Origin of the sequence: Streptomyces sp. SAJ15 (genome assembly GCF_007595705.1) — a bacterium.
Classification (GTDB): Bacteria; Actinomycetota; Actinomycetes; order Streptomycetales; family Streptomycetaceae; genus Streptomyces.
On the sequence record NZ_NISY01000008.1, the window covers coordinates 151,244 to 173,319 of the forward strand.

General features: G+C 69.8%; 19 protein-coding genes and 1 tRNA gene. 17 read left to right on the plus strand and 3 right to left on the minus strand.

The window, feature by feature from the left end; genetic code table 11:
- Positions 1 to 103: 103 nt before the first annotated feature.
- Positions 104 to 188: transfer RNA gene (locus tag CD790_RS21450), tRNA-Leu, on the plus strand.
- A 48-nt stretch (positions 189 to 236) separates the two neighbouring features.
- Here CD790_RS21450 and CD790_RS36045 read toward each other — a convergent pair.
- Positions 237 to 488, minus strand: a complete 252-nt coding sequence (locus CD790_RS36045; protein WP_260867754.1) for a recombinase family protein — start codon at positions 486 to 488, stop codon at positions 237 to 239.
- 413 nt (positions 489 to 901) lie between these two features.
- Between CD790_RS36045 and CD790_RS21460 the strand changes: the two genes are divergently transcribed.
- Positions 902 to 2,035, plus strand: a complete 1,134-nt coding sequence (locus CD790_RS21460; RefSeq protein WP_144384934.1) for a hypothetical protein — start codon at positions 902 to 904, stop codon at positions 2,033 to 2,035.
- A 73-nt stretch (positions 2,036 to 2,108) separates the two neighbouring features.
- Here CD790_RS21460 and CD790_RS21465 read toward each other — a convergent pair whose 3' ends face one another.
- Positions 2,109 to 2,759, minus strand: coding sequence for a hypothetical protein (locus CD790_RS21465; protein WP_144384935.1), 651 nt, complete (start codon positions 2,757 to 2,759; stop codon positions 2,109 to 2,111).
- Between the two features lie 18 nt (positions 2,760 to 2,777).
- Positions 2,778 to 3,776: a peptidoglycan DD-metalloendopeptidase family protein gene (locus tag CD790_RS21470; protein WP_144385075.1), complete on the minus strand. Its 999-nt coding sequence runs from the start codon at positions 3,774 to 3,776 to the stop codon at positions 2,778 to 2,780.
- Between the two features lie 484 nt (positions 3,777 to 4,260).
- Between CD790_RS21470 and CD790_RS34750 the strand changes: the two genes are divergently transcribed.
- The 15 genes from CD790_RS34750 to CD790_RS21540 all read left to right on the plus strand — a co-directional run bounded on the left by CD790_RS34750 (position 4,261) and on the right by CD790_RS21540 (position 21,885).
- Entirely contained in the window at positions 4,261 to 5,061 is an 801-nt protein-coding gene (locus CD790_RS34750) for a hypothetical protein (protein WP_260867755.1), read from the plus strand.
- A 31-nt stretch (positions 5,062 to 5,092) separates the two neighbouring features.
- Positions 5,093 to 5,434 carry a hypothetical protein gene (locus tag CD790_RS21480; RefSeq protein WP_144384936.1) on the plus strand — a complete coding sequence of 114 codons (342 nt, stop codon included), beginning with the start codon at positions 5,093 to 5,095 and terminating at the stop codon, positions 5,432 to 5,434.
- A 10-nt stretch (positions 5,435 to 5,444) separates the two neighbouring features.
- Positions 5,445 to 6,215: a hypothetical protein gene (locus tag CD790_RS21485; protein ID WP_260867756.1), complete on the plus strand. Its 771-nt coding sequence runs from the start codon at positions 5,445 to 5,447 to the stop codon at positions 6,213 to 6,215.
- A gap of 4 nt (positions 6,216 to 6,219) precedes the next feature.
- Positions 6,220 to 8,130, plus strand: a complete 1,911-nt coding sequence (locus tag CD790_RS21490; RefSeq protein WP_260867757.1) for a hypothetical protein — start codon at positions 6,220 to 6,222, stop codon at positions 8,128 to 8,130.
- 3 nt (positions 8,131 to 8,133) lie between these two features.
- Entirely contained in the window at positions 8,134 to 9,666 is a 1,533-nt protein-coding gene (locus CD790_RS21495) for an SCO6880 family protein (RefSeq protein ID WP_144384937.1), read from the plus strand.
- The gene (locus CD790_RS21500) at positions 9,666 to 11,213 is read left to right on the plus strand and encodes a type VI secretion protein (RefSeq protein ID WP_144384938.1); all 1,548 of its coding nucleotides are present in this window, start codon (positions 9,666 to 9,668) and stop codon (positions 11,211 to 11,213) included. The genes CD790_RS21495 and CD790_RS21500 overlap by 1 nt, the downstream gene beginning before the upstream one ends.
- Before the next feature lie 156 nt (positions 11,214 to 11,369).
- Positions 11,370 to 12,971 carry a type IV secretory system conjugative DNA transfer family protein gene (locus tag CD790_RS21505; RefSeq protein WP_260867758.1) on the plus strand — a complete coding sequence of 534 codons (1,602 nt, stop codon included), beginning with the start codon at positions 11,370 to 11,372 and terminating at the stop codon, positions 12,969 to 12,971.
- Complete coding sequence (locus CD790_RS21510) at positions 12,968 to 13,360, plus strand: DUF4913 domain-containing protein (RefSeq protein ID WP_144384939.1); 393 nt, start codon at positions 12,968 to 12,970, stop codon at positions 13,358 to 13,360. The genes CD790_RS21505 and CD790_RS21510 overlap by 4 nt, the downstream gene beginning before the upstream one ends.
- Positions 13,361 to 13,419: 59 nt before the next feature.
- Positions 13,420 to 14,397, plus strand: coding sequence for a hypothetical protein (locus CD790_RS21515; RefSeq protein ID WP_144384940.1), 978 nt, complete (start codon positions 13,420 to 13,422; stop codon positions 14,395 to 14,397).
- The gene (locus CD790_RS34755; RefSeq protein ID WP_186319160.1) at positions 14,391 to 14,561 is read left to right on the plus strand and encodes a hypothetical protein; all 171 of its coding nucleotides are present in this window, start codon (positions 14,391 to 14,393) and stop codon (positions 14,559 to 14,561) included. Before CD790_RS21515 ends, CD790_RS34755 begins: the two co-directional genes overlap by 7 nt.
- Before the next feature lie 14 nt (positions 14,562 to 14,575).
- Positions 14,576 to 16,069 carry a glycosyltransferase family 4 protein gene (locus tag CD790_RS21520; RefSeq protein ID WP_144384941.1) on the plus strand — a complete coding sequence of 498 codons (1,494 nt, stop codon included), beginning with the start codon at positions 14,576 to 14,578 and terminating at the stop codon, positions 16,067 to 16,069.
- Between the two features lie 294 nt (positions 16,070 to 16,363).
- Positions 16,364 to 17,287, plus strand: coding sequence for a cyclase family protein (locus CD790_RS21525; RefSeq protein ID WP_144385080.1), 924 nt, complete (start codon positions 16,364 to 16,366; stop codon positions 17,285 to 17,287).
- A 121-nt stretch (positions 17,288 to 17,408) separates the two neighbouring features.
- Positions 17,409 to 18,989, plus strand: coding sequence for a GMC oxidoreductase (locus CD790_RS21530; RefSeq protein WP_144384942.1), 1,581 nt, complete (start codon positions 17,409 to 17,411; stop codon positions 18,987 to 18,989).
- Between the two features lie 374 nt (positions 18,990 to 19,363).
- Complete coding sequence (locus CD790_RS21535) at positions 19,364 to 20,848, plus strand: cytochrome ubiquinol oxidase subunit I (RefSeq protein WP_144384943.1); 1,485 nt, start codon at positions 19,364 to 19,366, stop codon at positions 20,846 to 20,848.
- Entirely contained in the window at positions 20,845 to 21,885 is a 1,041-nt protein-coding gene (locus CD790_RS21540) for a cytochrome d ubiquinol oxidase subunit II (protein WP_144384944.1), read from the plus strand. The genes CD790_RS21535 and CD790_RS21540 overlap by 4 nt, the downstream gene beginning before the upstream one ends.
- The last annotated feature ends 191 nt before the right edge of the window (positions 21,886 to 22,076 follow it).

The window sequence follows — 22,076 nt, forward strand, 5'->3', positions numbered from 1 at the left end:
CATCCACCCCCTCCCGGCCCCGTTCCCGGCGTGATCGAGCACGCCCGGATGTTTGCTATTGTTTTCCACGTCGGAGCGGCCAGGGGCCGCACGACAGACACCGGTCCGGGTGGCGGAATGGCAGACGCGCTAGCTTGAGGTGCTAGTGCCCTTTATCGGGCGTGGGGGTTCAAGTCCCCCCTCGGACACTTACTGGTAGCCCACGGGTTGCTTGAGAGTGCTGGTTGAGATCCGTCTCAACCGGCACTTTGTGTTTTCCGGAGTCGTAGGAGAGCCGCAGCCCCAGCGATGGTGTCGTCGAGGCGGTGGGGCAGGAAGACCGTCGCGAGCCAGTCGCCCAGCAGCGACTCGCGCTTGTGCTGACGATTCCAGACCTGGCGTCCGGTGTAGCGGGGGTTGGCCAGGATCGCGCGGACGCTGCTCTTGGACCAGGCGATCCCGTCGCGGAGCCCTTGTTCATGCCCATCACATCCGAAACAACGGATCACGTGCGGAAAGCGGATGGCTTCTTACTCCTTGTGACTCCTGACGGCTGGCAGACTCGGGGCGCGGCTGTTGCGGCCGAGTGAAGTGGTGGGCGTGTGCCTGCCGTGGTCGTTCCGGAGGTCTGCCGGTTGCGGTCGGCTGCCTCGCTGAGGAAGGGGAATCTGTGCGGGTGAGAAGGGCCGCGAGTGCGGTCTTGGTGGCGGGGCTCCTCGCAGGGTGTGGTGGTGGCGGGTCGGACGACGACCGCGGGCCGGAACGGCGGCCGGCCCCCAAGGAGAAGAACACGCAGAAGCCGCTGTCCAAGCTGAGCGTGCCGTCGACCTACGACAGCGCCAAGGGCTGGGAGGAAACGCTGAACTGGGTGCCTCGTCCTACGCGGTCCATACCGGTGACCATGGCGCCGAAGGCGAACGCTGTGGCATACCTGAACGTCGCCTCCAGCGGCTACACGGTCCACGTGCGGGACGCGGACACGGGGGCGGTCCGTTGGATCAGTCAGCCCTGGAACGCCCCGCTTCCGCAGGACGTCTCGACTTCGAAGCCAGCGCGCATCCCGGACCTCGCGATGGTCAGCCAGGGCGGTGAGGAGTACATCGTGGCGTGGGGGCACGGTGTGAGCGGAACGGACGCCCTCCACAACGGCAGGGAGGTCGTGGAGCTGGCCATCTACCCGGTCAAGACCACCGGGAAGGCGGTCAAACCGCTGCACGAGGTCTCCGTACCCGTTTCCGTTGGGAGGGACATCCTGGATGTCCGGGGCACCGCGAACGGCTTGCTCATCACCTGGGGCGAGGGGCTCACGCTGCGCACCCACGGCGCGTCCGTGGACATGGCCACGGGTCGTGTCGCCCGATATACGAAGGTCGACGAACTGCTGCCGCAGTGCGAGGACACCTGGTGCGTCGGGGCCGACGTCGTGGGGGTCACCGATCGGGGGCCCGTGGTTCGCCTGCCGGCGGGCGGATTCGGAGTCCCCGACAGGTGGTTCAGCAAGGACGTCGCTCCCCGGGGCGCGCTGAACGCCAAGACGACGATGGGCGGCTGGACGGGAAAGGTGGAGGCCGCGACCTACAAGAGTCTCGTCGCCGTATGGCGGACGGAGGGCGGTGACCCGATCTGGGCCGTGCACGACGCCGCCACGGGCAAGGTCCTGGCTTCGACCAAGTGCTCCACGGAAACCCTGAGGCCCGACGAGGACCGGCCCGCCTACCCGGCGGTGACCTCCATGAACGGCCGGTACCTGGTCGCCGGGCCCCTGGCCTTCGACGTGCAGAAGGGGACCGGGCAGTGCCTCGCGGGCGACGGCGACCGCAAGACCGTGCTCCTGGCCTCCGTGCAGGACGATGGCACGGCCTATGGAACCGTCGCGAACGACGACCTCGATGACATCGCGCAGACGGCCAAGGCGCAGGTCCCTGTCGAGACCGGGGTTCCGACCGCCCTGAGTGTGGACACCGAAGTCCCCCTCGGCCCGCTCAAGAACAGCGCGGTCTTCCTCACCAGGGACGACAGCGACTTCCTGCGCATCTCCGTCCTACGGCGCCGCTGAGCACGACTGCGCGTCGTCGAGCGTCCCCCGTCTTCGGCGGGGGACGCCGCACGTCACAGGCTTCTCCGCAGGGTCAGCCGGGAGCAGTGCGCAGCTTGTCCAGAACGGAGCGGACGTGCCGGTAGATGCGGTGCTCCTCGCCGGTCACAGCCGCCAGCATGGTCAGCAGCTCCGGCCCGAGGGCCAGCGCGTCCTGGGGGGCGGTGATGCTCGTCCAGGTGTGGACGGCGCGGCGGGCCGAGTCCTGCGTGAGCTTGTGTGCCGCGCCCCATGCGGCGGCCTGGAGACCGGTGGTGTGCAGGTACCAGCGGGTGGCGACACCGGCCTCCCCTCCAAGGTGGGCCAGATGGGCACGCAGCTCGCGCACGTTGATGGTGTGCGTGTGCGTCGGGCCGTATCGAGTGGAGATCTCCTGGTCGAGTCGCTCGGCTTCCGCACTGGCGGCGGCGAGGCGCTGGTGGTCGTCAGGGGCGGCGAAGGCCGCGGTGATGGACGCTATCCGCTCGCGGTACTCCTCGGGAGGCGGGGCCGGCTTCGCCTCCCGCGTGCCCGGCTCCGGCTGCGCCGGCCCCGTGGAGGGCGGCGCGACAGGCGGGTGGGGGCGCTCCGCCACGAGCTGCATGCCGTGGGGTTCTGCCGGCTGGGCGGTCTCCGCGGGCCGGCCGTTGGTCCAGAACCGGGGCGTGACGGTGCCCCACGGGGCGAAGCGTTCGTCGTCGTGCACTGCTACCTCGCGTGATGTTCAGATGCCCACGCCGTGTCGGCGCAGGTAGGCGACCGGATCGACGTCGGAGCCGTAGGCGGGACCGGTGCGGACCTCCATGTGCAGGTGGGGGCCGCTCACGTTGCCTGTTGCTCCGGACAGGCCGATCAGGTCTCCGCCTTTGAGTTTCTGGCCCTTGGAGACCTTCAAGGAGGACAGGTGGGCGTACTGGCTGTACATGCCGTCGCCGTGCTTGATGATCACTTGGTTCCCGTAGGGCCCTCCGGGCCCCGCGGATAGGACCGTCCCCGGCCCCGCGGCCTTGATGGGGGTGCCGACGGGCACGGCGAAGTCGATGCCGGTGTGGTAGCCGCTGGACCACATGGGGCCCGCCTGGTGGTAGGGGGTGCCGAGGGTGGCCTTGACCGGCAGCGTCCAGCCGGAGGTGGAGGTGGGGCCGTCGGGGGCGGACAGCTTGGCCACGTTCCCCATGATGATCTTGACGTAGTTGTAGGTCTCGCCGCCTGCGAACGACTTCGGGGGCACGCCGCGGTACTGGTCGACGCGGCCCCAGCCGGCGTTGTAGCCCGCCAGGGCGAGTTCTATCGAGGAACCGTTGTAGTCCGAGTGCTTCTTGGCGGTCTTCACCAACTTGCACATCATGCGGCCCTGCGAGGGGATGGCGTCCTCGGGGTCCCAGACCGAGGCTTTACCGTCCCCGTTCGCGTCGAAGCCTTCTACAGCCCAGGTGGCGGGGATGAACTGGGCTATTCCCTGCGCTCCCGCAGGGGAGCCCGCACGCGGGTTGAATCCGGATTCCTGCATCAGCTGAGCCGCCAGGACAGCCGCCGGAAGGCCCGCGTCGCAGTCCGCCGCGGCCTTCTCGATGATGCCCGCGTATTGGGCGGGCACGGCTCCCTCGCCGATCCTGAGTGCCCCCGAGGTCAGCTCGGTGGCGTCTCCTCCACCTCCCCCTTCCTCGTCTTCGGCGGGAACGAGGAGGAGCACGAGGGCCAAGCCCAGCGCGACCGGGCTCATCACGAAGGCGGCGGCCCCTATCTTCAGCCCCCGTTTGATACGCAATCAGGTCCCCCAACCCGTCAGGTGCTTGTCCGCAGCGCTCTGGCTCATGCGCGCATATACCGCTGGCGCCGCCACTCCGGGGGCTCGGCCAGCACGACGTCACATTCTCGCACCAGACCTTCACCCCCATATCGACACGCCCCGGCCCCGCACCAGCAGAAAGGGACACACCAGAGGGGGCATTCCGCCACCAACGCGGCTGATTTACCGTCAAATACACACCGCCATTCGCACTTTGCGTGATCCCCGCCACACGGAGAAGTGCCCCTGAGACGGTATTAGACTTTCGGCCGGGCACGTGCATGTGGCAACTTGCCCGAGGAAGTGCTATTTCGGGGGAGCGTTGGCCAAGAAGGTGCAACGTGCTGTGGAGGCGATGCCCGCACACGCGCGTCTGGTCGTCCCGGTGATGGGACCGGGAGGAGGATCCGGCCGGTCCGTGATCTCGGGCCTGCTGGCCTGCGCGCTGGCTTCGGCAGGATCGACGGTGGTACTCGATACCAGCGCCCGGCTGACATCGCCGTGGCCGTCCTGGGCGGACGAGCCGGGCGCCGGCCTGGTATCGGTTCCGGCTGACCAGCCACTCACCCGCCGTCAGGTGCATGCCGCGGGCTCCGTCTTCCGGGGCCCTGACGGCAGGTGCTGGCAGGTGCTGACCGACCACCAGGACTGGAACGCTCCCCCGCTCGACCTTCCCGCGGAGCCGGACGCCTGGTACCAACTGGCCGCCATCGGCGGCTGGCAGGCCGTGGTGGCCGACACCGACCATCCCCTGACGCACGACGTCGTCACGGCGCGGTGCGAGGGTCGCCGCGGTGTCACCGCGGCGTGGTGCGCGGTGCCGTTCTCCGTGCCGGTCGTGTGCGCGCCGGCCACCGGCCCGGGAGCCCAGGCGCTTCAGACGGCGGTCATGGCGGCGGGAGCGGAAGGGTTGCCGGTCCAGCGGATGGTCGTCGCCCTGACGGCGACCAGCGACGGCCGTCTTCCCGCTCCCGTGCAGGCCGCCGTCGCGATGCTGCGCGACCGGGTCGGGGCCGTGGTCACGATCCCCTTCGACCCGCACATCCGCACGCACGGACTCGCGCAGGCGACCCGACTCAAGGCCCGGACCCTCCAGGCGGGGGCCGAGCTTGTGCGGTCGGTCCTCGCCTCCGTCCACGCCACGTGGGGAGAACCGCTTCCCCCCGCGCCGGTCCCCGCTCCCCTCCCTGCCGTTCCGCACCCCCCGCACACCGTCTAGTCCCACCTATCTCAGCAAGAGGTAAGCGCTCATGAGTCAGCTGCTGCATGTCCTGAACAGCCTGGGTGATGTCGTTCTCGCCGACGGCGACGATCCGTCGAAGGAGCCTGTCGTACCCAAGTACGAACCGTCGCTCCCCGGTGAACTCAAGGGCCCCACAGAGCAGATCCTGAGCTGGACTGCGGGCGGCGGCCTGGCCCTGGCCACCCTGGGTGGGTTGGTGGGCTGGGCCTGCGTGGCGATCGGGCAGAACACCGAGCGCGGAACCCTGGCGGCGCGCGGCAAGCAGGGCATCCTGTGGAGCCTCATAGCCGGTCTGGGCATCGGCGTCACCAGCGGCCTCGTGCTCGCCTTCTACAACATGACTCAGTGAGGCGGCTGACATGGACTACAACGGCAAAGCGCGCGCGGCACGACTGAGGCTGCTGCTGATCGGAGCCCTCTCGGGGGCCGTGCTGGTGGGTGGCGGAGTGTGGGCCGTCAGCAGCCTGGGAGGCGACGAGCCGAAGGCGGGCCCGACCGCCAAGCCGACGACTACCTCGAAGCAGACCAGCCGGCCCCCCAGCTCAGGCGACGACGAGACGGAGTTGACACCCGGGACCGTCAAGCCTTTTACACCGCTCAAGCCTCGCTCGAACAAGGCGGGCATTGGGACCGGGTTCGAGCACTCCAGCTGGGGCGGCGAGTCCGCAGCCATCACCTACGCGCAGGACCTGGACATCATCGACGACATCACCGCGCGGAAGCAGTTGGAGGCCATCACCTCACGCGACTCTCGGCCATCCATCGACCGCCGCGTCTCCGACGTCCGCGCGCTCCGAGAAGCGGCGGGCTTGTCACCCTCGGGCGGAGCGCCTGACGGCGTCACTTTCACCACAGTCGTCAAAGCGGCACGTGCAACGAGCTTGGACGACAAGGGTGACTTGTTGGAAGTGTGGATGGTGTTGGACCGTTACGCCACTACGCGGGGTAAGGGAGGGGACGACGACCCACTGAAAGACCAGTTGGACTGCTTCATCGTCAAGTGGGAGGACGGCGATTGGAAACTGGTCGACGAGTCGCGGTATGTCAGCCCGGAAAGTGCTCCAGGTGCCTACGACCGCAACAGCACAGCTTCCTACGACGATGGCTGGCGGGAGGTCGTGAGTGCATAGGGCCATGGCCCGGTTCGGGACGCTGCTGGGCATCGTCCTCATCCTCCTGTCCTCCGCTTCACCGATCGCTCTCGCAGGGGCGAAGCCGCCAGATGATCCGGTTCCGACGGAACTTCGCGACAAGGACTGGGGCATCGACGAAAAGACGGGCGAATACTGCGACAAGACAGACCCAGACCCCAAGAAGCGGAATAGCTGCCGACCCGCGAAACCTTGCGAAGTCAAACGAAAAGTCTGCACGGGCAGCGCTGTCGATGTCAATGCAGAGCTCGCAAATCTAGAGAAGCAGCGTCGAACTAACCCCGCCATTCGCGACAACGACAAAGTATACGAGAAGGCGAAGAAATGCATCAAGGACGAGAAGCTCACCGCAGCAGCATGCATTCTAAAGAGCAGCCTATTCCCTAAATTTAAAAGAATCAGCATCTTTGAATTTGCCGCTAAGGAAATATCAGAGGCTGCCGCAGACGCCTTCCAGGAAGCGGCGAGGAAGCTGGGCGAATCGGTGGTGTGGCTCCTTCAGGAGTTCGCTACCGCATTCAACGACATCTCGACAATTTCACTCAACAAGACCGGACTGAGTCTTATCCTCGGCGTGACCACGGGCGTTTCCGTGATCATTGCAGCGTTTTTGCTGCTGGTGCAGTTTGCCAAGCTCGCGGTCAGCCAGAGCGGCGGCCCTCTAGTGACGGCACTCACGGGGCTGGCGAAGTGGGGTGTAATCCTGGGTGTCTATCTGCTCGCCACACAGGTAGCGCTCAACTGGGCCGACACCTTCTCGACCGCATTGATCAACGAGTCATTCTCGGGTGGTGGACACGGCGAAAAGGATGCACAGAAGGTACTGCAACAGCGGCTAGGGGAGATGTTCTCCGGACTCATCGGCGGGGCCGGCACAGGTTCGCTGGTCACCGGTGGCGGCATGGCGGTCGGTGCGATCGGTTTCGTCATCGTGATCAGCATTTTGTGCATCATCGCGATCGGTGCCCTGTGGGTGGAGATGCTCATCCGTCAGGCCGCGATCATGATTTTGGTCGCTGTGATGCCGATCGTGCTGGCGGGGCAGATGGCGGATTCGACGCGGGAGTGGTGGCCCAAGGCCCGCAATGCGCTGATCACTCTCATCCTCATGAAGCCGGTGATTGTCATCTGTTTCAGCGTTGGCTTCGGGGCGATGAGCAGTGGCGAGGGCGTGCAGAATGTTCTCGTCGGTCTGTTGATCTTCATCATCGCCGGATTCTCATGGCCCGCACTGGCCCAGTTCATGACCTTCACCAGCAGCGGAGGAGGCAGCAGCGCCGCGTCCGGTCTGCTGGGCTCGGCAGGATCGAGCATCTCGTCCGCGTTCGGCGGGAACAGGGCGGCGCTCGGCGGCGCCGGCATGGCCGGCGGCGGCACCGCGTACACCAAGGCACTGGAGGCCGAGAACGACCGGGGGGCCGGAGGATCCGGCTCCATGTCCGCCGCAGGCAACAGCGGTGGCGTCGGCCGCGGCTTCTGGTCCAAGGCGATGACCGGCAAGAAGGCCGGGTCGTTCGGCTCGAAGGTCAAGGGCAGCGTGGGCACGGGCATGCAGCTGGCAGCTCTCGGCCAGAACACCTTGGAGAGCACGGCCACGAACACGGCGGCCAACGCGGGGCTCGGCCCCGGGGCTCCGGGCGGGCGCCATGTGGTGGTGCCTTCCTCCGCTCCCGGCGGCGGTGCGCAGCGGTCCGAGTCCAGCAAGCCGGCCGCCCCGGCAAGCCCCGATGGTTCCTCCGGACCGTCGCCCAGCCCGGCCGCGCCCGCTTCCGGTGGCTCGTCGGAGGGCGGACCATCGCCTGCGGCGGCTCCGCCGCCCCCGCCGGACAGCGCGCCGACCGGCGCACCACCCGTTTCGCCACCGGCGCCGGCGCCGGACAGTAAGGGGAGCTAGCCCATGTCCTCACACGACGCGGCGCCGACCACCTACGGCGGCTGGCAGTCCGAGCGCTCCGGCTTCATGGGCAACCTGAGCGGCTTGGGCTTCGTGCTGGTGGCCGCGGCGTCCATCATCGCCCTGGTCCCGATCTATGTCCGCTCCTGGGCCGCGGTCTTCTTCGCCCTGCCGATCAGCGCCGTGCTCCTGCTACTCGCCTACGCGCGCGTGCTGGGACTCGCCGCCAACGAATGGATCGTCCTCGCAGTAAGGCATCAAATCTCCGTGGCCACACGAAAAAACGTTTTTCTTTCCGGGCTCTTCGCTCCCCGGGACAAGGACGGGCGCCAGCCGATGGACCTGCCCGGCACCCTCGCGCGGCTCCACCTGCTGGAGGCCCCCGATGGTCTCGGCGGCAGGATCGGCGTGATGCACAACCCGATGGACGGCACCTACACCGCCATCGCCCAGGTGACCTTCCCCGGTCTGGCTCTGATCGACACCGACCGGCAGGATGCCCGGGTCAAGGCGTGGGAGGCGTTCCTGCGCGGCCTGTGCACGGAGGACGGGGCGATCACCCGTATCCAGGTGCACCAGCGTTCCCTGCCCGATGACGGGACGGCGCTGCGGGCGTGGACGGAGCGTCACACCTCCCCCGATGCGCCGCCCGCCGCGGTGCAGGCGCTGGACGAGCTCATGATGAGCGCGGGCCCGGTCGCCACGCGCCGCGAGACCTACCTGTCCTTCACCCTGTCCTCCTCTCGTGCCCGCCTGGCGGTGAAGGGGGCCGGTGGCGGGCAGGTCGGCGCGGCCGCGGTCCTGGTCCGCGAGCTTCACGCCATGCAGCCCGCCTTGAGCAGCGCAGGGCTCCAGATCGAGGAGTGGCTGACCCCGCGCGGGGTGGCCCAGGCGATCAGGACGGCCTATGACCCCGAGGCACAGCTGACGATGGCCGGGCGGAAGGCGGCCGCCGACGATCCGGGGTGGCAGGGCTCGTCGCCGGGAGTCGAGCCGGACCTGGCGGGGCCGGCGGCCGCCGAGACGGGGTGGGGCGTCTACCGTCACGACGGGGCGTGGACGGTCAGCTACCAGGTCCGCGGCCTTCCCCGCTCCGAGGTCTACGCCACCTTCTTGCAGCCGCTGCTGAGGCCGCGGCAGAACGCCCGCCGTTCCCTCAGTCTGCTCTATGAGCCGATCGGCCCGTCCAAGGCGCGCTCGGAGCTGGCGCGCGAGAAGACCAAGCGGGATGCCGCCCGCCGGTTGAGGGCCAAGACCGGCCGCGCGGAGTCCGAGGACGAGCGGCGCGAGGCCCAGGTGGCGCGGGAGCAGGACGCGGCCCGCGCGGCCGGCCACGGCGTGCTGCGCATGACCTGCCTGCTTGCCGTCACGGTCAACGACCTTGAGGAGTTGGAGACGGCGTGCGCCGAACTCCAGGCCGACGCCTCGCAGGCCGGTCTGGAGCTGCGGCGGGTGTGGGGCGCTCAGGACTCCGCGTTCGCCATCGCCGCCCTTCCCCTGGGCCAGGGGCTGCCCGACCGGCGGGTGGGCATCTGATGGGGCTCTTCGGGCGCCGGTCCGGCGCCGACAGCACGCTGAAGTCCCAGCGCCTGGCCGATCTCCTCGACCCCGTCGAGGCACCGCGGGAGGCTCCCCAGCAGCTCAGCGGCCGCGAACTGCGGCGTGCCCGGCTGCTGGAGGACCCACAGGTCGCTCAGCGAGTCGCCCCCCGCAAGGGCTGGCCCGGCCCGTTCGCGGGACGTGCGGCGTCGCTGGCGAAGACGGAGGTCTTCCGCGGCTCCTCCGCGCAGGCTGCCGGCGTCTACCCGTTCCTCCACGGTGCCAGCCTGCCGCCGATCGGCGTGTACATCGGCTGGGACGTCATGACCATGCAGGCGTTCTCCGCGCACCCCGCCGCGTGGGTGCGCGAGGGGCTGACCACCAACCCCAACGTGATGGTCACCGGCATCCCGGGCTCGGGGAAGTCCGCGCATATCAAGGCGCTGTGCTTCCGCATGATGGCGCTGGGCGCCAGGACGCTCATCGCCGGCGACGTCAAGGGCGAGTATCAGGCGATCTGCAACCACCTGGGGGTCGAGCCGGTCCGGCTCGGCCCCGGCCTGCCCGGGCGGCTGAACCCCCTGGACGCGGGCCCACTGGGCCACGACCTGGACAAGATCAGCGACCCGGCCGAGCTCCAGTCCCGACTCAAGGAGATCCACCGCCGCCGCCTCACCCTGCTCAAGGCGCTGCTGGAGCTCCAGCTGCGGCGCACGCTCCTGCCGCAGGAGGAGGAGTGCATGGACATCGCGCTCCGGGAGGTCACCGGCGAGCTGCATGGGCAGGACCGGCTGCGGGTCCCCACCCTTCCCCTGGTCTACGAGAAGCTCAAGGACCCGACGCGGACCATGGCCCGCGAACTGCGGGTCCGCGGCGACGACGTCCAGCTGGCCCGGGAGCAGATGGCCTCCCTGCGGTCCGCGCTCGGCGGCATGATCACCGGCCACCTCGGAGGGTTGTTCGACCAGGAGACCTCGCTCAGCCTGGACTGGGACGCGCCGATTCAGTCCGTCGACATCTCCGCGCTGGAGCACTACGGGGACGAGACGGTCGCCATGGTCCTCACCTGCGTCTCCTCCTGGGCCCAGTCCGCCATCGACCGGCCCGGCGAACGGCCGTGGATCGTCGTGCGCGACGAGCTGTGGCGTCAGATGCGCTCCGGCGGAGCCGCCATGGTGCGCAAGATCGACGCCGACCTGCGCCTGTCCCGCGCGACCGGCACCATCCAGCTCCTGGCCACCCACCGGCTCTCCGACTTCGAGGCCGTCGGCGCGGCCGGCTCGGAGGCCGTCGCGCTGGCACGGGACCTGATCGCCTCGTGCGAGACCCGCATCCAGCTCGCCCAGGACACCAAGCCCCTGAACCTGACCCGTGAAGCGATCGGCCTCACCGACGCCGAATGCCAGCTGATCAGCTCCTGGGGAGCCGGGGAGCGCGGCCGCGCACTGTGGAAGGTCGGCCGCGGCGCATCCCACGCGGTCCAGCTGATCCTCTCCCACACCGAGAAAGCCCTGTTCGAGACCGACGAGAGAATGGTGGTGTAAACCGTGCCGTCCGACGGCAACCCGCCTGACTCCCGGGCGGGCGGCGATTCCCTCCTCGTGCCCGCGCTGATCCTCGTCGGTGCCGCATCACTGGCCTGCACCCTGCTCACCGCACCGCTCGCGGGGCTCCTGTCCGGGCGGGGCCGGCCTCGGTGGGTGAATGACGACCCGGCGACCACGGCCGTCCTGACCATCGTCCGGGGCCCCGGCGCGGCCTACTCACCGGCTCCGCCCGCATGGCTCTTCTGGACCCTGACGGTCATGCTCTTCGCCGGCGTCGGGTGGGCCACCGTACGCGTGCTGAGCAAGCGCGGTAAGAAGCCCACCGGCCTGGCGGGACGGCGCGAGCTGGCCGGCATGCTGCCCAAGGGCGCGGCGGAACGCGCCCGGCAGCTACGGCCCGCGCTGGCCGGGGTCGAGCGCCTGGACCCCGACGACACCGGCAACCTCCTGGGCAACCTGGAGCCGAACGGCCCGGAGTTGCGCTCGTCGTTCGAGGACGTCGAGCTCGACCTGATGGCCCCCCGGGCCGGCAAGTCGACGGCCATCTCCGTACCCCGCGTCCTGCGGGCACGGGGGTCCGTGCTGCTCACGTCGAACAAGGCGGACGTCTACAGCGTCACCAAGGCCGAGCGGGCGGGTGTCGGCACGGTGTGGACGTTCGACCCGCAGGGCATCGCGCACACCCCGCGCGAGATGTGGTGGGACATGCTCGCCGACGCCACCACGATCGAGGGAGCCCGCCGGCTGGCCGGGCACTTCGTGGGGGCGGTCAACGACGACGCGTCCAAGCGGGACTTCTGGATCTCTGCCGCGCAGAACACGCTCACCGCGCTCTTCCACGCCGCGAACCGCGGGAAGCGACCGGTGACGGACGTGCTGGCCTGGCTGGCCGACCCCGGGGACCGCACGCCCGTCGACCTGTTGCGCGATGCCGGCATGGCGGCCCTCTCCGAGCAGCTGCAGGGCACCATCAGGGGTGCGGTCGAAACACGCGACGGCATCTACGAGACCGCGCGCCAGTCCGTGGCCTGCCTCCTGGACCCGGAGATCGCCGCCTGGGTGACCCCCGACCCCCGCCTCCCTCAGTTCCGGCCCGAGCTGCACGCGTTGAGCCAGGACACGCTCTATCTCCTGTCGAAGGACGGCGGCGGCTCGGCCGCGGGCGTCATCGCCGCGGCGGCCGACTCCGTCCTGCGCGCCGGAGTCCAGGCAGCCGAGCGGATGGGCGGGCGCCTCGATCCCCCCATGACCGCCGTGCTCGACGAGGCCGCGAACGTCTGCAGGATTTCGGACCTGCCCGACCTCTACTCGCACTTCGGTTCGCGCGGCATCAACATCGTGACGCTGCTGCAGAGCTACCGGCAGGGCAGCCGCGTCTGGGGCGAGGCCGGCATGGACGCGCTGTGGGGTGCCGCGACGGTCAAACTCCTCGGCGCGGGACTGGACGACGCCGACTTCATCGAAAAGATCTCCCGGCTCGTCGGCGAGCACGACGTCACCACGGTGAGCTATTCGGAGAGCGGCGCCACCCGCTCCCGCTCCACCTCCACCCGGCTCCAGCGGGTCATGCCGGCGGACCGCATCCGCGCCCTGCCCAAGGGCACCGCCCTCCTCCTCGCCACCGGCGTGAAGCCCGCCCTCATCCGGCTGCGCCCCTGGTACAAGGAGCCGGGAGCCGACCGCATCCAGGCGGCCGCCCAGGCCGAGATGAAGGCCATCACCGCTCGTGCCGCAGGGGGGATGCTCCAGAAATGAGCGGATTTGCCACGGAGGCGGACCACCCTGTCACGTCCTTCATCCTCTACCTGGAGGGCGAGGACCAGCGGGCGGCGATGCAGGGCCTCTCCGGCTGGGTGAGCGGACTCCTCCTCCCCGTGTACGGCAGGGAGGTCACCTCCCGTGCGCCGTGGTGCCCTCAGTGGTGGGAGCACCTGGAGGCGGTCGCCCACTTGCACGCGCTCTGGCTTGCCTGGCAGGAACTCACGGGGCCGAACGGGGGGATGACGGGGCCGGCGATGTGGCACCGGGATTTTCTGGCACCGACGATGCAGGTGCTGCGCGACCCTGACGGACCGTTCGCGGGGTGCAAGGCCGGCACACACCGGCCGAAAGAGGCTCCGGCAGCCGAACCATATCCGGCGTGAACCCAGTCGACCGCCCCACCGAATGGGTCGATTACATATTCAAAGGAGAGCTTGAAAATATGAGCGAACAGAACGAATTGGCGAGCGATTACGAACGTCTCTACTCGGCTGCGGCTCGCATGATGTGGGCTCAGCGAACCCGCTCCTGGCATGACGCCGATTCGAGGTGGCCCGCGGAGCGGAGGACGGCGTGGCGGACCTTGGAACAGGTTCTGCTCGACGCCGAGGCCGCCCTGGGCGCGCCCCGGCCGGGTGAGGGATCCGACCCCGCGCGTCACCTGATTTCCCGACGCGCCTCAGGGGACGCAGACCGCCCGCTCCCCTTCGACGAGGCGGTGCAGGACTGGAAGCAGCGGCTCGATGCCGACCCGGGATTCCTCGTGGAGCGCTGGGAGCCGTACCCGGACTACTACATGGAGCCCGGCTCCTGCGTGATCGTCCCCTCTTCGCCGTACTTCGCGATGATCGGCATCTTCCCAGAGCTGTTCCACCGACTGGCTCCGGGCCGGCCGGCGGTGACCATCGGTTCCGGTGCCTCGGACCTCTGCGTCGTGGCGCACGAGGCCGCGGACGCCCTGCGCGCGCCGCTGGGCATCGCCACACCGACGCCGCAGCCGGGGAACGCCCCCTGGATCGCTCCCGTCTCCCGTCCGGTATCGGACCTGCCCGATCTCCCCGAGCGTTTCGAGGCCCTGCGCCGCGCAGCGTGGTACGCGGCGGAAGCGATGCCGTCCCCGGAGGAGTTGAAGGGGACGCTGAACTTCACGGTCCAGCTGCGAGCGGCCGTGGCGGCCACCGACATCCAGCTGATGCTGACCGGTCAGGTGGCACCCGCGTGGCGCGAGGAGTACGAGCAGATCGATCCGGCGCGACACGGTGTCGTGGGGCTCGTGTCCGGTCCCGGGGACGAAGCGGTTCCGGTGCCCTTCGAGAAGGATGCCGCCAAATGGCGCGGGCTGAACGCCACCTCCCGTGGACGCCGAAGGAATACCAGCGGCAGTACTACCCGGACCGGGGCGAAACCGAGAACGTGGTGATTTCCGCCACCCGTGCCCTGGTCTTCGCCGAGATCCTCGACGAATTCGCGGCACGCCTGACGCCGGGACGCAATGCGGGGCTCATCCACTACAGCGCCTACGAGCTCTGCCAGTTCCTCACCTGGGGAATCGGCCGTGAGCTTCGCGCCCACTCGGGATTCTGACGGGAGGGCGGCCCATGACAGACAAGCGTTACCGCATTCTCGTCGTCTCCGACATCAGCGGCATGGGCGGCGGCGGCATTCCGGTGTTCAACCAGCACATCACCGAGGCGCTCGGGAAAGAGCACGACGTGACGCTGTTCACCGCCGACCCCGACACGCAGCCCCACAAGGGCGCGCGGATGGCCTCCACCCCGCCGATACCGGAGGGCGTTGAGGGCCGCGTGTGGATGGAGTTCCAATCCACCCTGAATCCTCGCACCCATGGCCTCCCCGACCCTCAGGAACGCCCCTTCGACCTGATCGTCGGGCACTCCCGGTTCTCCGGACCGACCGCGGCCGAGCTGCGGGACCGCTGGTATCCGGACGCGAAGGTCGCGCACTTTCTGCACACCAGCCCGGAACGGCTCGCCGAGGTCAAGTACGCACATGATCCGGCACACGCACAGGCCAAGGCCGCCCGCGACGCCCGGATCGAGCGCGAGGTGATGGACCGGGCGGACGTGGTCGTGGGCGTCGGCCCGTTGCTGACGACCGAGGCCGAGCGTCTGTCCTCGACAGGGCAGCACGTGCCCGACTCACACCAGCTCGTACCCGGCGTGGAGATCGAGGAGCTGGTCCAGCGGGGGCCGCACGAAGGTCGCCTCAACCTCCTGGTCATGGGGCGGACGGACGACCCGCTGAAGGGCGTCGACGACGCGCTGCGCGCTGTGAAGATGCTGAACGAAAACGGCATTGCCGTCCATCTCACCGTTCGTGGCGCCAATCCCGAAAAGCTCGGCGAGATAGTGGAGGTGACCGAAGGGCTGGGTGGGAAGGGCAACGTCACCGTCAAACCCTTCACCAAAGACGGCAATGAGCTGAAGAACGACATCATCACCGCCGACGCGGTCATCATGCCGTCCAAACACGAGGGCTTCGGCCTGGTGGCCACCGAGGCAGCGGGACATGGCGTGCCCATCCTGGTGAACCAGGAGAGTGGGGCGGCGCAGTTCCTGGGCGACAAGGCGCGAATCGCACCCGAGATCGGGCAGCCTTGTATCGTCCCTGAGCCGGAGAACTCCGAATACCGGGAGATCGCCTGGGCCGAGGCCATAGGCCAGCTCAAGGCCGACCTCGCCCAGCGCCGCGAGAACGCCAAGGAGCTCCGCGAGGCGCTCAAGGCTTACTCCTGGGACCATGCGAGCAAGGCCCTGGTCGAGGCGTCCATGAAGGCCACGCCCCTGTCACAGCAGAAGCCGCTCGCGCAGGGCCAAGCGCAGCGGAAGGCGACCGTGCAGGGCCCCGAAGGCAAGCTGCTGGCCAACGGCCCGGCCCCGAAGAAGCCCGGTGCACCGCCCGGCCTACAGAGCACCATCGCCAAGGCCGCTCGTCTCACCTCTCCAGGAGTGCGTCCCCCCGGATCCCAGCCCCAGGCGCCCCGCCCCGCACAGTCGGCTCCCGCGCCTGTGGCCCGCCCCTTCCACCTGCCGCAGACCGGGCAGGGCCAGGGCAGAGGCCCTGGCCGCTAGATAGGCAGGGCGTGCCTGGTGGATCTTCGCTGCCCACGGGGCTCGGCACCCGGAATGCGTACGGAACCGTCCCAGCGGACACTGGGGCCAGTGCCCTTCGGCGGACGAGGAGGACGCCGGCGTGACGGAGCGTACGAGCGGAGCGGGAGCGGCGGGCCGGGTCGGAGCAGGTGAGCACGTCAGACCGGCGGACCGCGTCAGACACGGTGAGCACCGTGGACCAGGCGTGGGTGGTCTGGCCTCGTGACGTCGAGCCCGCGTCCGTCGGCGCAGCGCCAGGGGGCGGAGACGTCGCTGTCCGAGGAGGACTTTCGGGGCCTGTACCGGCGGCTGTGGGAGCAGGCGCGGAGCGGGCGGGGTGACGGAGATCCGCGTCGTGGGGCACTGGTCCACCTGACCCCCGAGCGTGTGGTGGCGGCCGCCGCCGGGGTGCGGTGGGGGCGGAGCGTGTCGCTGGCCGCGCCCATCGAGACCCGGCCGGGGCCGGACGACCCGGAGCCCGCGACACACCGGATGACGGGGACGGTCCACCAGAACCCCGAAGCGCCCGGGTTGCACTTCGCGCTCGACCGGTTCGCCATGAACGTGCACGGTGACGCGCACAGCCATCTCGACGCGTTGTGCCACGTCGTCTTCGACGGCGAGCTCTACGGCGGCGTCCCGGCGAGCACGGTGACGCCGGACGGCGCCCGTGCGCTCACGGTCGACCTGGTGCGCGACGGGATCGTCGGTCGCGGCGTACTGCTGGACATCCCGCGGCTGCGCGGGATCCCCTGGCTCGAACCCGGCGACCATGTGACGGCCGACGACCTCACGGCCGCGGAGGCCGCCCAGGGGGTCCGGACCGGGCCGGGAGACCTGCTGTTCGTACGGGTCGGACACCGCCGTCGGCGTCGGGAGACCGGTGCCTGGGAGGTGGCGCGGGCCCGGGCCGGCATCCATCCGGCGGCGTTGGGCTTCCTCGCCGAGCGGCGCGTCGCCGTCCTGGGCTCGGACGGCAACAACGACACGGCTCCGAGCCCGGTGGCGGAGGTCGCGTTTCCCGTCCACGTGCTGGCGATGCACGCCATGGGTCTGCATCTCCTGGACTACCTGGACTTCGAGGAGCTGGCGCCGGCGTGCGAACAGCTGGGCCGCTGGCACTTCCTGTGCGTGGTGGCGCCGTTGCGGCTGCCGGCGGCCACCGGCTCTCCGGTGAATCCCCTCGCCGTGCTCTGAGCGGGGCGGTAGGGGCCCCGGGTGCCGCTCCGGCGCGTGGCGGCTATGTTCGAAGGGGGGAGACCGGTGTGACAGGTCCCGGCGGGGACGCGGGACCGCGAACCCGAGGACGGTGGTCGCCGTGGGCGACGCCCCCCATTACGACGTCATCATCATCGGTACCGGAGCGGGCGGAGGGACGCTCGCCCACCGGCTGGCGCCTTCCGGGAAGCGGGTGCTGATCCTCGAACGCGGCGACTACCTCCCGCGCGAACGGGACAACTGGGATTCCACCGCCGTGTTCGTCAAGGGCAGGTACCGGGCCCCGGAGTTCTGGTTCGACAAGCACGGCAGGGAGTTCCCGCCCGAGGTGAACTACTACGTCGGCGGCAACACCAAGTTCTATGGGGCCGCCCTGTTCCGACTGCGGCCCGAGGACTTCGGCGAACTGACGCACCACGACGGCGTCTCCCCCGCCTGGCCGATCCGGTACGAGGACCTGGAGCCGTACTACACCCAGGCGGAACACCTGTACCGGGTGCACGGCCGGCACGGCGAGGATCCCTGGGAGGGCCCGGCCGGCGAGCAGTACGCGTATCCGCCGGTGGAACACGAGCCGCGCATCCAGCGGTTGAGCGACGACCTGGAGAAGCGGGGCCTGCACCCCTTCCACCTGCCCATCGGGGTCGATCTGACCCAGGACGGCGACGGCCGGGCGACCCACTCCAGCGTCTGCATCCGCTGCGACCGGGTGGACGGCTTCCCCTGCCTGGTGCGCGGCAAGTCCGACGCCCAGGTGATCTGCGTGGAACCGGCGCTGCGGCACCCCAACATCGAGATGATCACCAACGCCCGGGTGACCAGGCTCGAGACCGATCCGACGGGCCGTGGCGTCAGCACGGTCGTGGCCCGGCTCGCGGGGGACGAGGAGGCCCGGTACGCGGCCGACATCGTGGTCGTCGCCTGCGGCGCGGTCAACTCGGCCGTCCTCCTCCTCGCCTCGGCGAACGAGCACCATCCCCGGGGCCTGGCGAACAGCTCGGACGTGGTCGGCCGGTTCTACATGCGCCACAACAACCTGGCCCTGATGGCCGTTTCGAAGGAACCCAACGACACCAGGTTCCAGAAGACCCTCGCCCTGCACGACTGGTACCTCGGCGCCGACGACTGGGACTACCCGCTCGGCGGGATCCAGATGCTCGGCAAGTCGGACGCCGAGCAGATCCACGGTGAGGCCCCGCGCTGGGCCGGAGCGGTGACCCCGGACATGCCCTTCGAGGTCCTGGCCCACCACGCCGTCGACTTCTGGCTGTGCGGGGAGGACCTGCCGCTCCCCGACAACCGCGTCACCCTGGACGACGACGGCCGCGTCCACCTCGCGCTCGACGAGTCCAACAACATCGCGGGGCTGGAGCGCCTGCGGCACAGGCTCCAGCGCATGCTGGGCCATCTGGGCATGCACGAGCACCATCTGTTGCCCCACAGCATCTACCTGCACAAGGGCATGCCGATCGGCGCCACCGCCCACCAGGCCGGCACCGTGCGGTTCGGCGACGACCCGGCCTCCTCGGCCCTGGACGTCAACTGCAAGGCGCACGACCTCGACAACCTGTACGTGGTCGACACGAGCTTCTTCCCGAGCATCGGTGCGGTCAACCCGTCCCTGACGGCCATCGCGAACGCTCTGCGCGTCGGCGACCACCTGCTGGACCGGCTGGGCTGAGGTCGCCGACCCGCACCGGCCGCGCTGACGCCGCCGACTCGCGTCGACCCAAGTCCTGCCAGGCGAAGCGTTCGACCGAAGTCCGACCCAGCGAGCGTTCGACCGAAGTCCGACCGGGCGAAGTCCGACAGAGCGAAGTTCCTGGACCAGGCGGCGTAACGCGGGGCCGCCCCTCATCACCGCACCGGGCCCGTGGTGATTGTGTGACGCCCGAACGCTCCCGGGCCCCGGCCCGGCGGAGCGGCGCCAGGCAGTCGAGGAGGCGGTACGTGGTGAGTTCCCCCGAGGTCATGCCCGAGGGCGTGGCCCTGCTCCCCGGATCCGCCGCCGAGGGCTGACCCCGTCACCCGCGTCGGCTCCCGGGAGAGACACGTATGCACACCACGCTGCAGCTGTTGGTGGACGCGCCGCCGCAGACGCTGCCGGCCAGATCGCTGATGGCCTTCACCCTGGCCTCCCACATCATCCTGGTGCCGCTGGGCGTGGCGCTGCCGCTGATCACCCTCATCACGCACGGCTACGGCCTGCGCCGCGACGACCCGACCGCCCTGCTGCTGGCGCGGCGCTGGTCGGCGGTCATGGCGGTGCAGTTCGCGATCGGAGTGGTCACCGGGACCGTGCTGTCCTTCGAGTTCGGCCTGCTCTGGCCGGGCCTGATGGGACGTTGGGGCGATGTCTTCGGCATCGGTTTCGGCGTCGAGGCATGGGCCTTCTTCCTCGAAGCGGTCCTCATCGCGATCTACCTCTACGGCTGGCGCAGGCTGCCTCCCCGTGCGCACTTCCTGCTCGGGCTGCCGCTGCCGGCGGCCGCTCTGCTCGGGGCCTTCGGCATCCTGGCCGCGAACTCCTGGATGAACACGCCGCGGGGTTTCACCCTCGACTCCGCGGGCGACCCCACCGACGTGAACATCTGGAAGGCGATCTTCACCCCGATGTTCGGGCCGCAGTACTGGCACTTCGTGGTGGCGATGCTGGTGACCGCGGGTTACGTCGTGGCGGGGGTGTACGCCGTCGGATGGCTGCGCGGACGCCGGGACCGCTACCACCGGCTCGGCTTCACCGTCCCGTTCACCGTCGCCGCGGTGGCGACTCCCGTGCAGTTCGTGCTGGGCGACTCCATCGCCCGGCAGGTGTTCCACAAGCAGCCGGTGAAGTTCGCCGCGATGGAGATCGTCTGGAAGACCGACACACATGTCCCGGAGTACCTGTTCGGCCGCCTCCATCCGGACGGCACGATCTCCGGCGGCATCAGGATCCCGCAGCTCGACTCCATCCTCGCGGGGTTCCGCCCCGACACCAGGGTCACCGGGCTGACCTCCGTCCCGGCGGCCGACCGGCCGAACGCCACCCAGGCCACCATCACCCACTGGGCCTTCGACATCATGGTCGGGATCGGCTCGGTGCTGGTGCTGCTCGCCCTGTGGTACGGCCTCGTCTGGCTGCGGCGTCGCCGCCTGCCGGAGTCGAAGTGGTTCTTCCGGGGCGCCGCCTGCGCGGGTGTCGCCTCCGTCGTCGCCGTGGAATGCGGCTGGATCACCACCGAGGTGGGCCGCCAGCCGTGGATCGTCTACGAGAACATGCGGGTCGCCGAAGCGGTGACCGCCACCCGTTCCACGACTCTGTGGATCATGTTCGGTCTCGTCGTCGTGGTGTACGTGTTCGTCTTCGGCTCGTTCCTCGCCGTGCTGCTGAAGATGCGCACCCGCTGGCGGTTCGCCGACGAACGGCGGACGGAGCCGGGACCGGTCGCGCCGCCGGAGACGGACACGCCCTACGGACCCCGCCCGCCGGTTCCCGCCGGCGACGCCCCGGCGCCCCGCGACGACGGCCCGGGACCGACCGCGGGAGGCCGGCCGTGACCGCCGATCTCGTCGCCGTCGTCCTGCTCCTCGCGATCGCCGCCTACGCCTGTGCCGGTGGCACCGACTACGGGGCCGGGTTCTGGGACCTGACCGCCGGCGGGGCGGAGCGCGGCAGGCGCCCCCGGTGGCTGATCGACCACGCCATGGCCCCCGTCTGGGAGGTCAACAACGTCTGGCTGATCTTCGTTCTGGTCATCATGTGGACCGGATTCCCGGACTTCTTCCAGGCCGTCTTCGCCGCGATGTGGCTTCCCCTGGCGCTGGCCGCCGTGGGCACCGTGCTGCGCGGCGCCGGCTTCGCCCTGCGCAAGCCCGCCCGGCGGCTCGCCGGACGGCGCCTCTACGGGGCCGTGTTCGCCATCGCCTCCCTCCTCACTCCGTTCTTCCTCGGAGCCGCGGCCGGAGGGATCGCCTCCGGCCGGGCGGCCCCCGGCACCGAGCCGTCGGCACACGCCTGGTCCAACCCCACCTCGATCCTCTTCGGCCTCCTCGCCGTCGCCGCCACGGCCTTCCTCGGAGCCGTGTTCCTGGCCGCCGACGCCCGGCGCTTCGACGCCCCCGACCTCGACGGCTACTTCCGGCGGCGAGCCCTGGCGGCTCTCGCCGCCGTCGCCGTGCTCGCCGTCATCACCCTGGGCGTCACCCACGATGACGCGCCCTACGTATGGCACGGCCTCATCCACGGCGTGGGACTCCTCTTCGTCGTCGCGGCGGCACTCGCCACCCTCGCCTCCGCCTGGCTGCTGCTCCGCCCCTCCGCGGCCTGGTCCCGGGGCACCGCCGTCGGCGTGGTCGCCTCGGCCGTCCTCGCGTGCGGCATGGCCCAACGCCCGTATCTCGTCCCGACCTCGCTGACCGTCGCGGAGGGCGCGGGCGCGCCCACCACCCTGCGCTGGCTGGTGTTCGTCACCCTCGTCGCGGTGGTGCTGGTCTTCCCGGCGGTCGCCCTCCTGTACTGGCTCGACACCCACGGCGAGTTGGACGCCCTCACCGAGGACGACCTGCGACGACGTGGTGCGCGGGACGAGGGCTGACGACGGGGCCCGCGGGCCGCGCGGGGCCCTCGCGGGGTGAGGCGGACGTGGCAAGGCCGGCCCGTCCTGCTATATCCTGAAAAAGCGTCTCCACGCCCGCCGGTCTTTCGGGGGGAATCCTCGGCCGCAGGGGCCAAAATTCGATTCCGTCGCTCGAGGTCGTGCCGCTCCCAGCGCGCATCGCGCCCCCG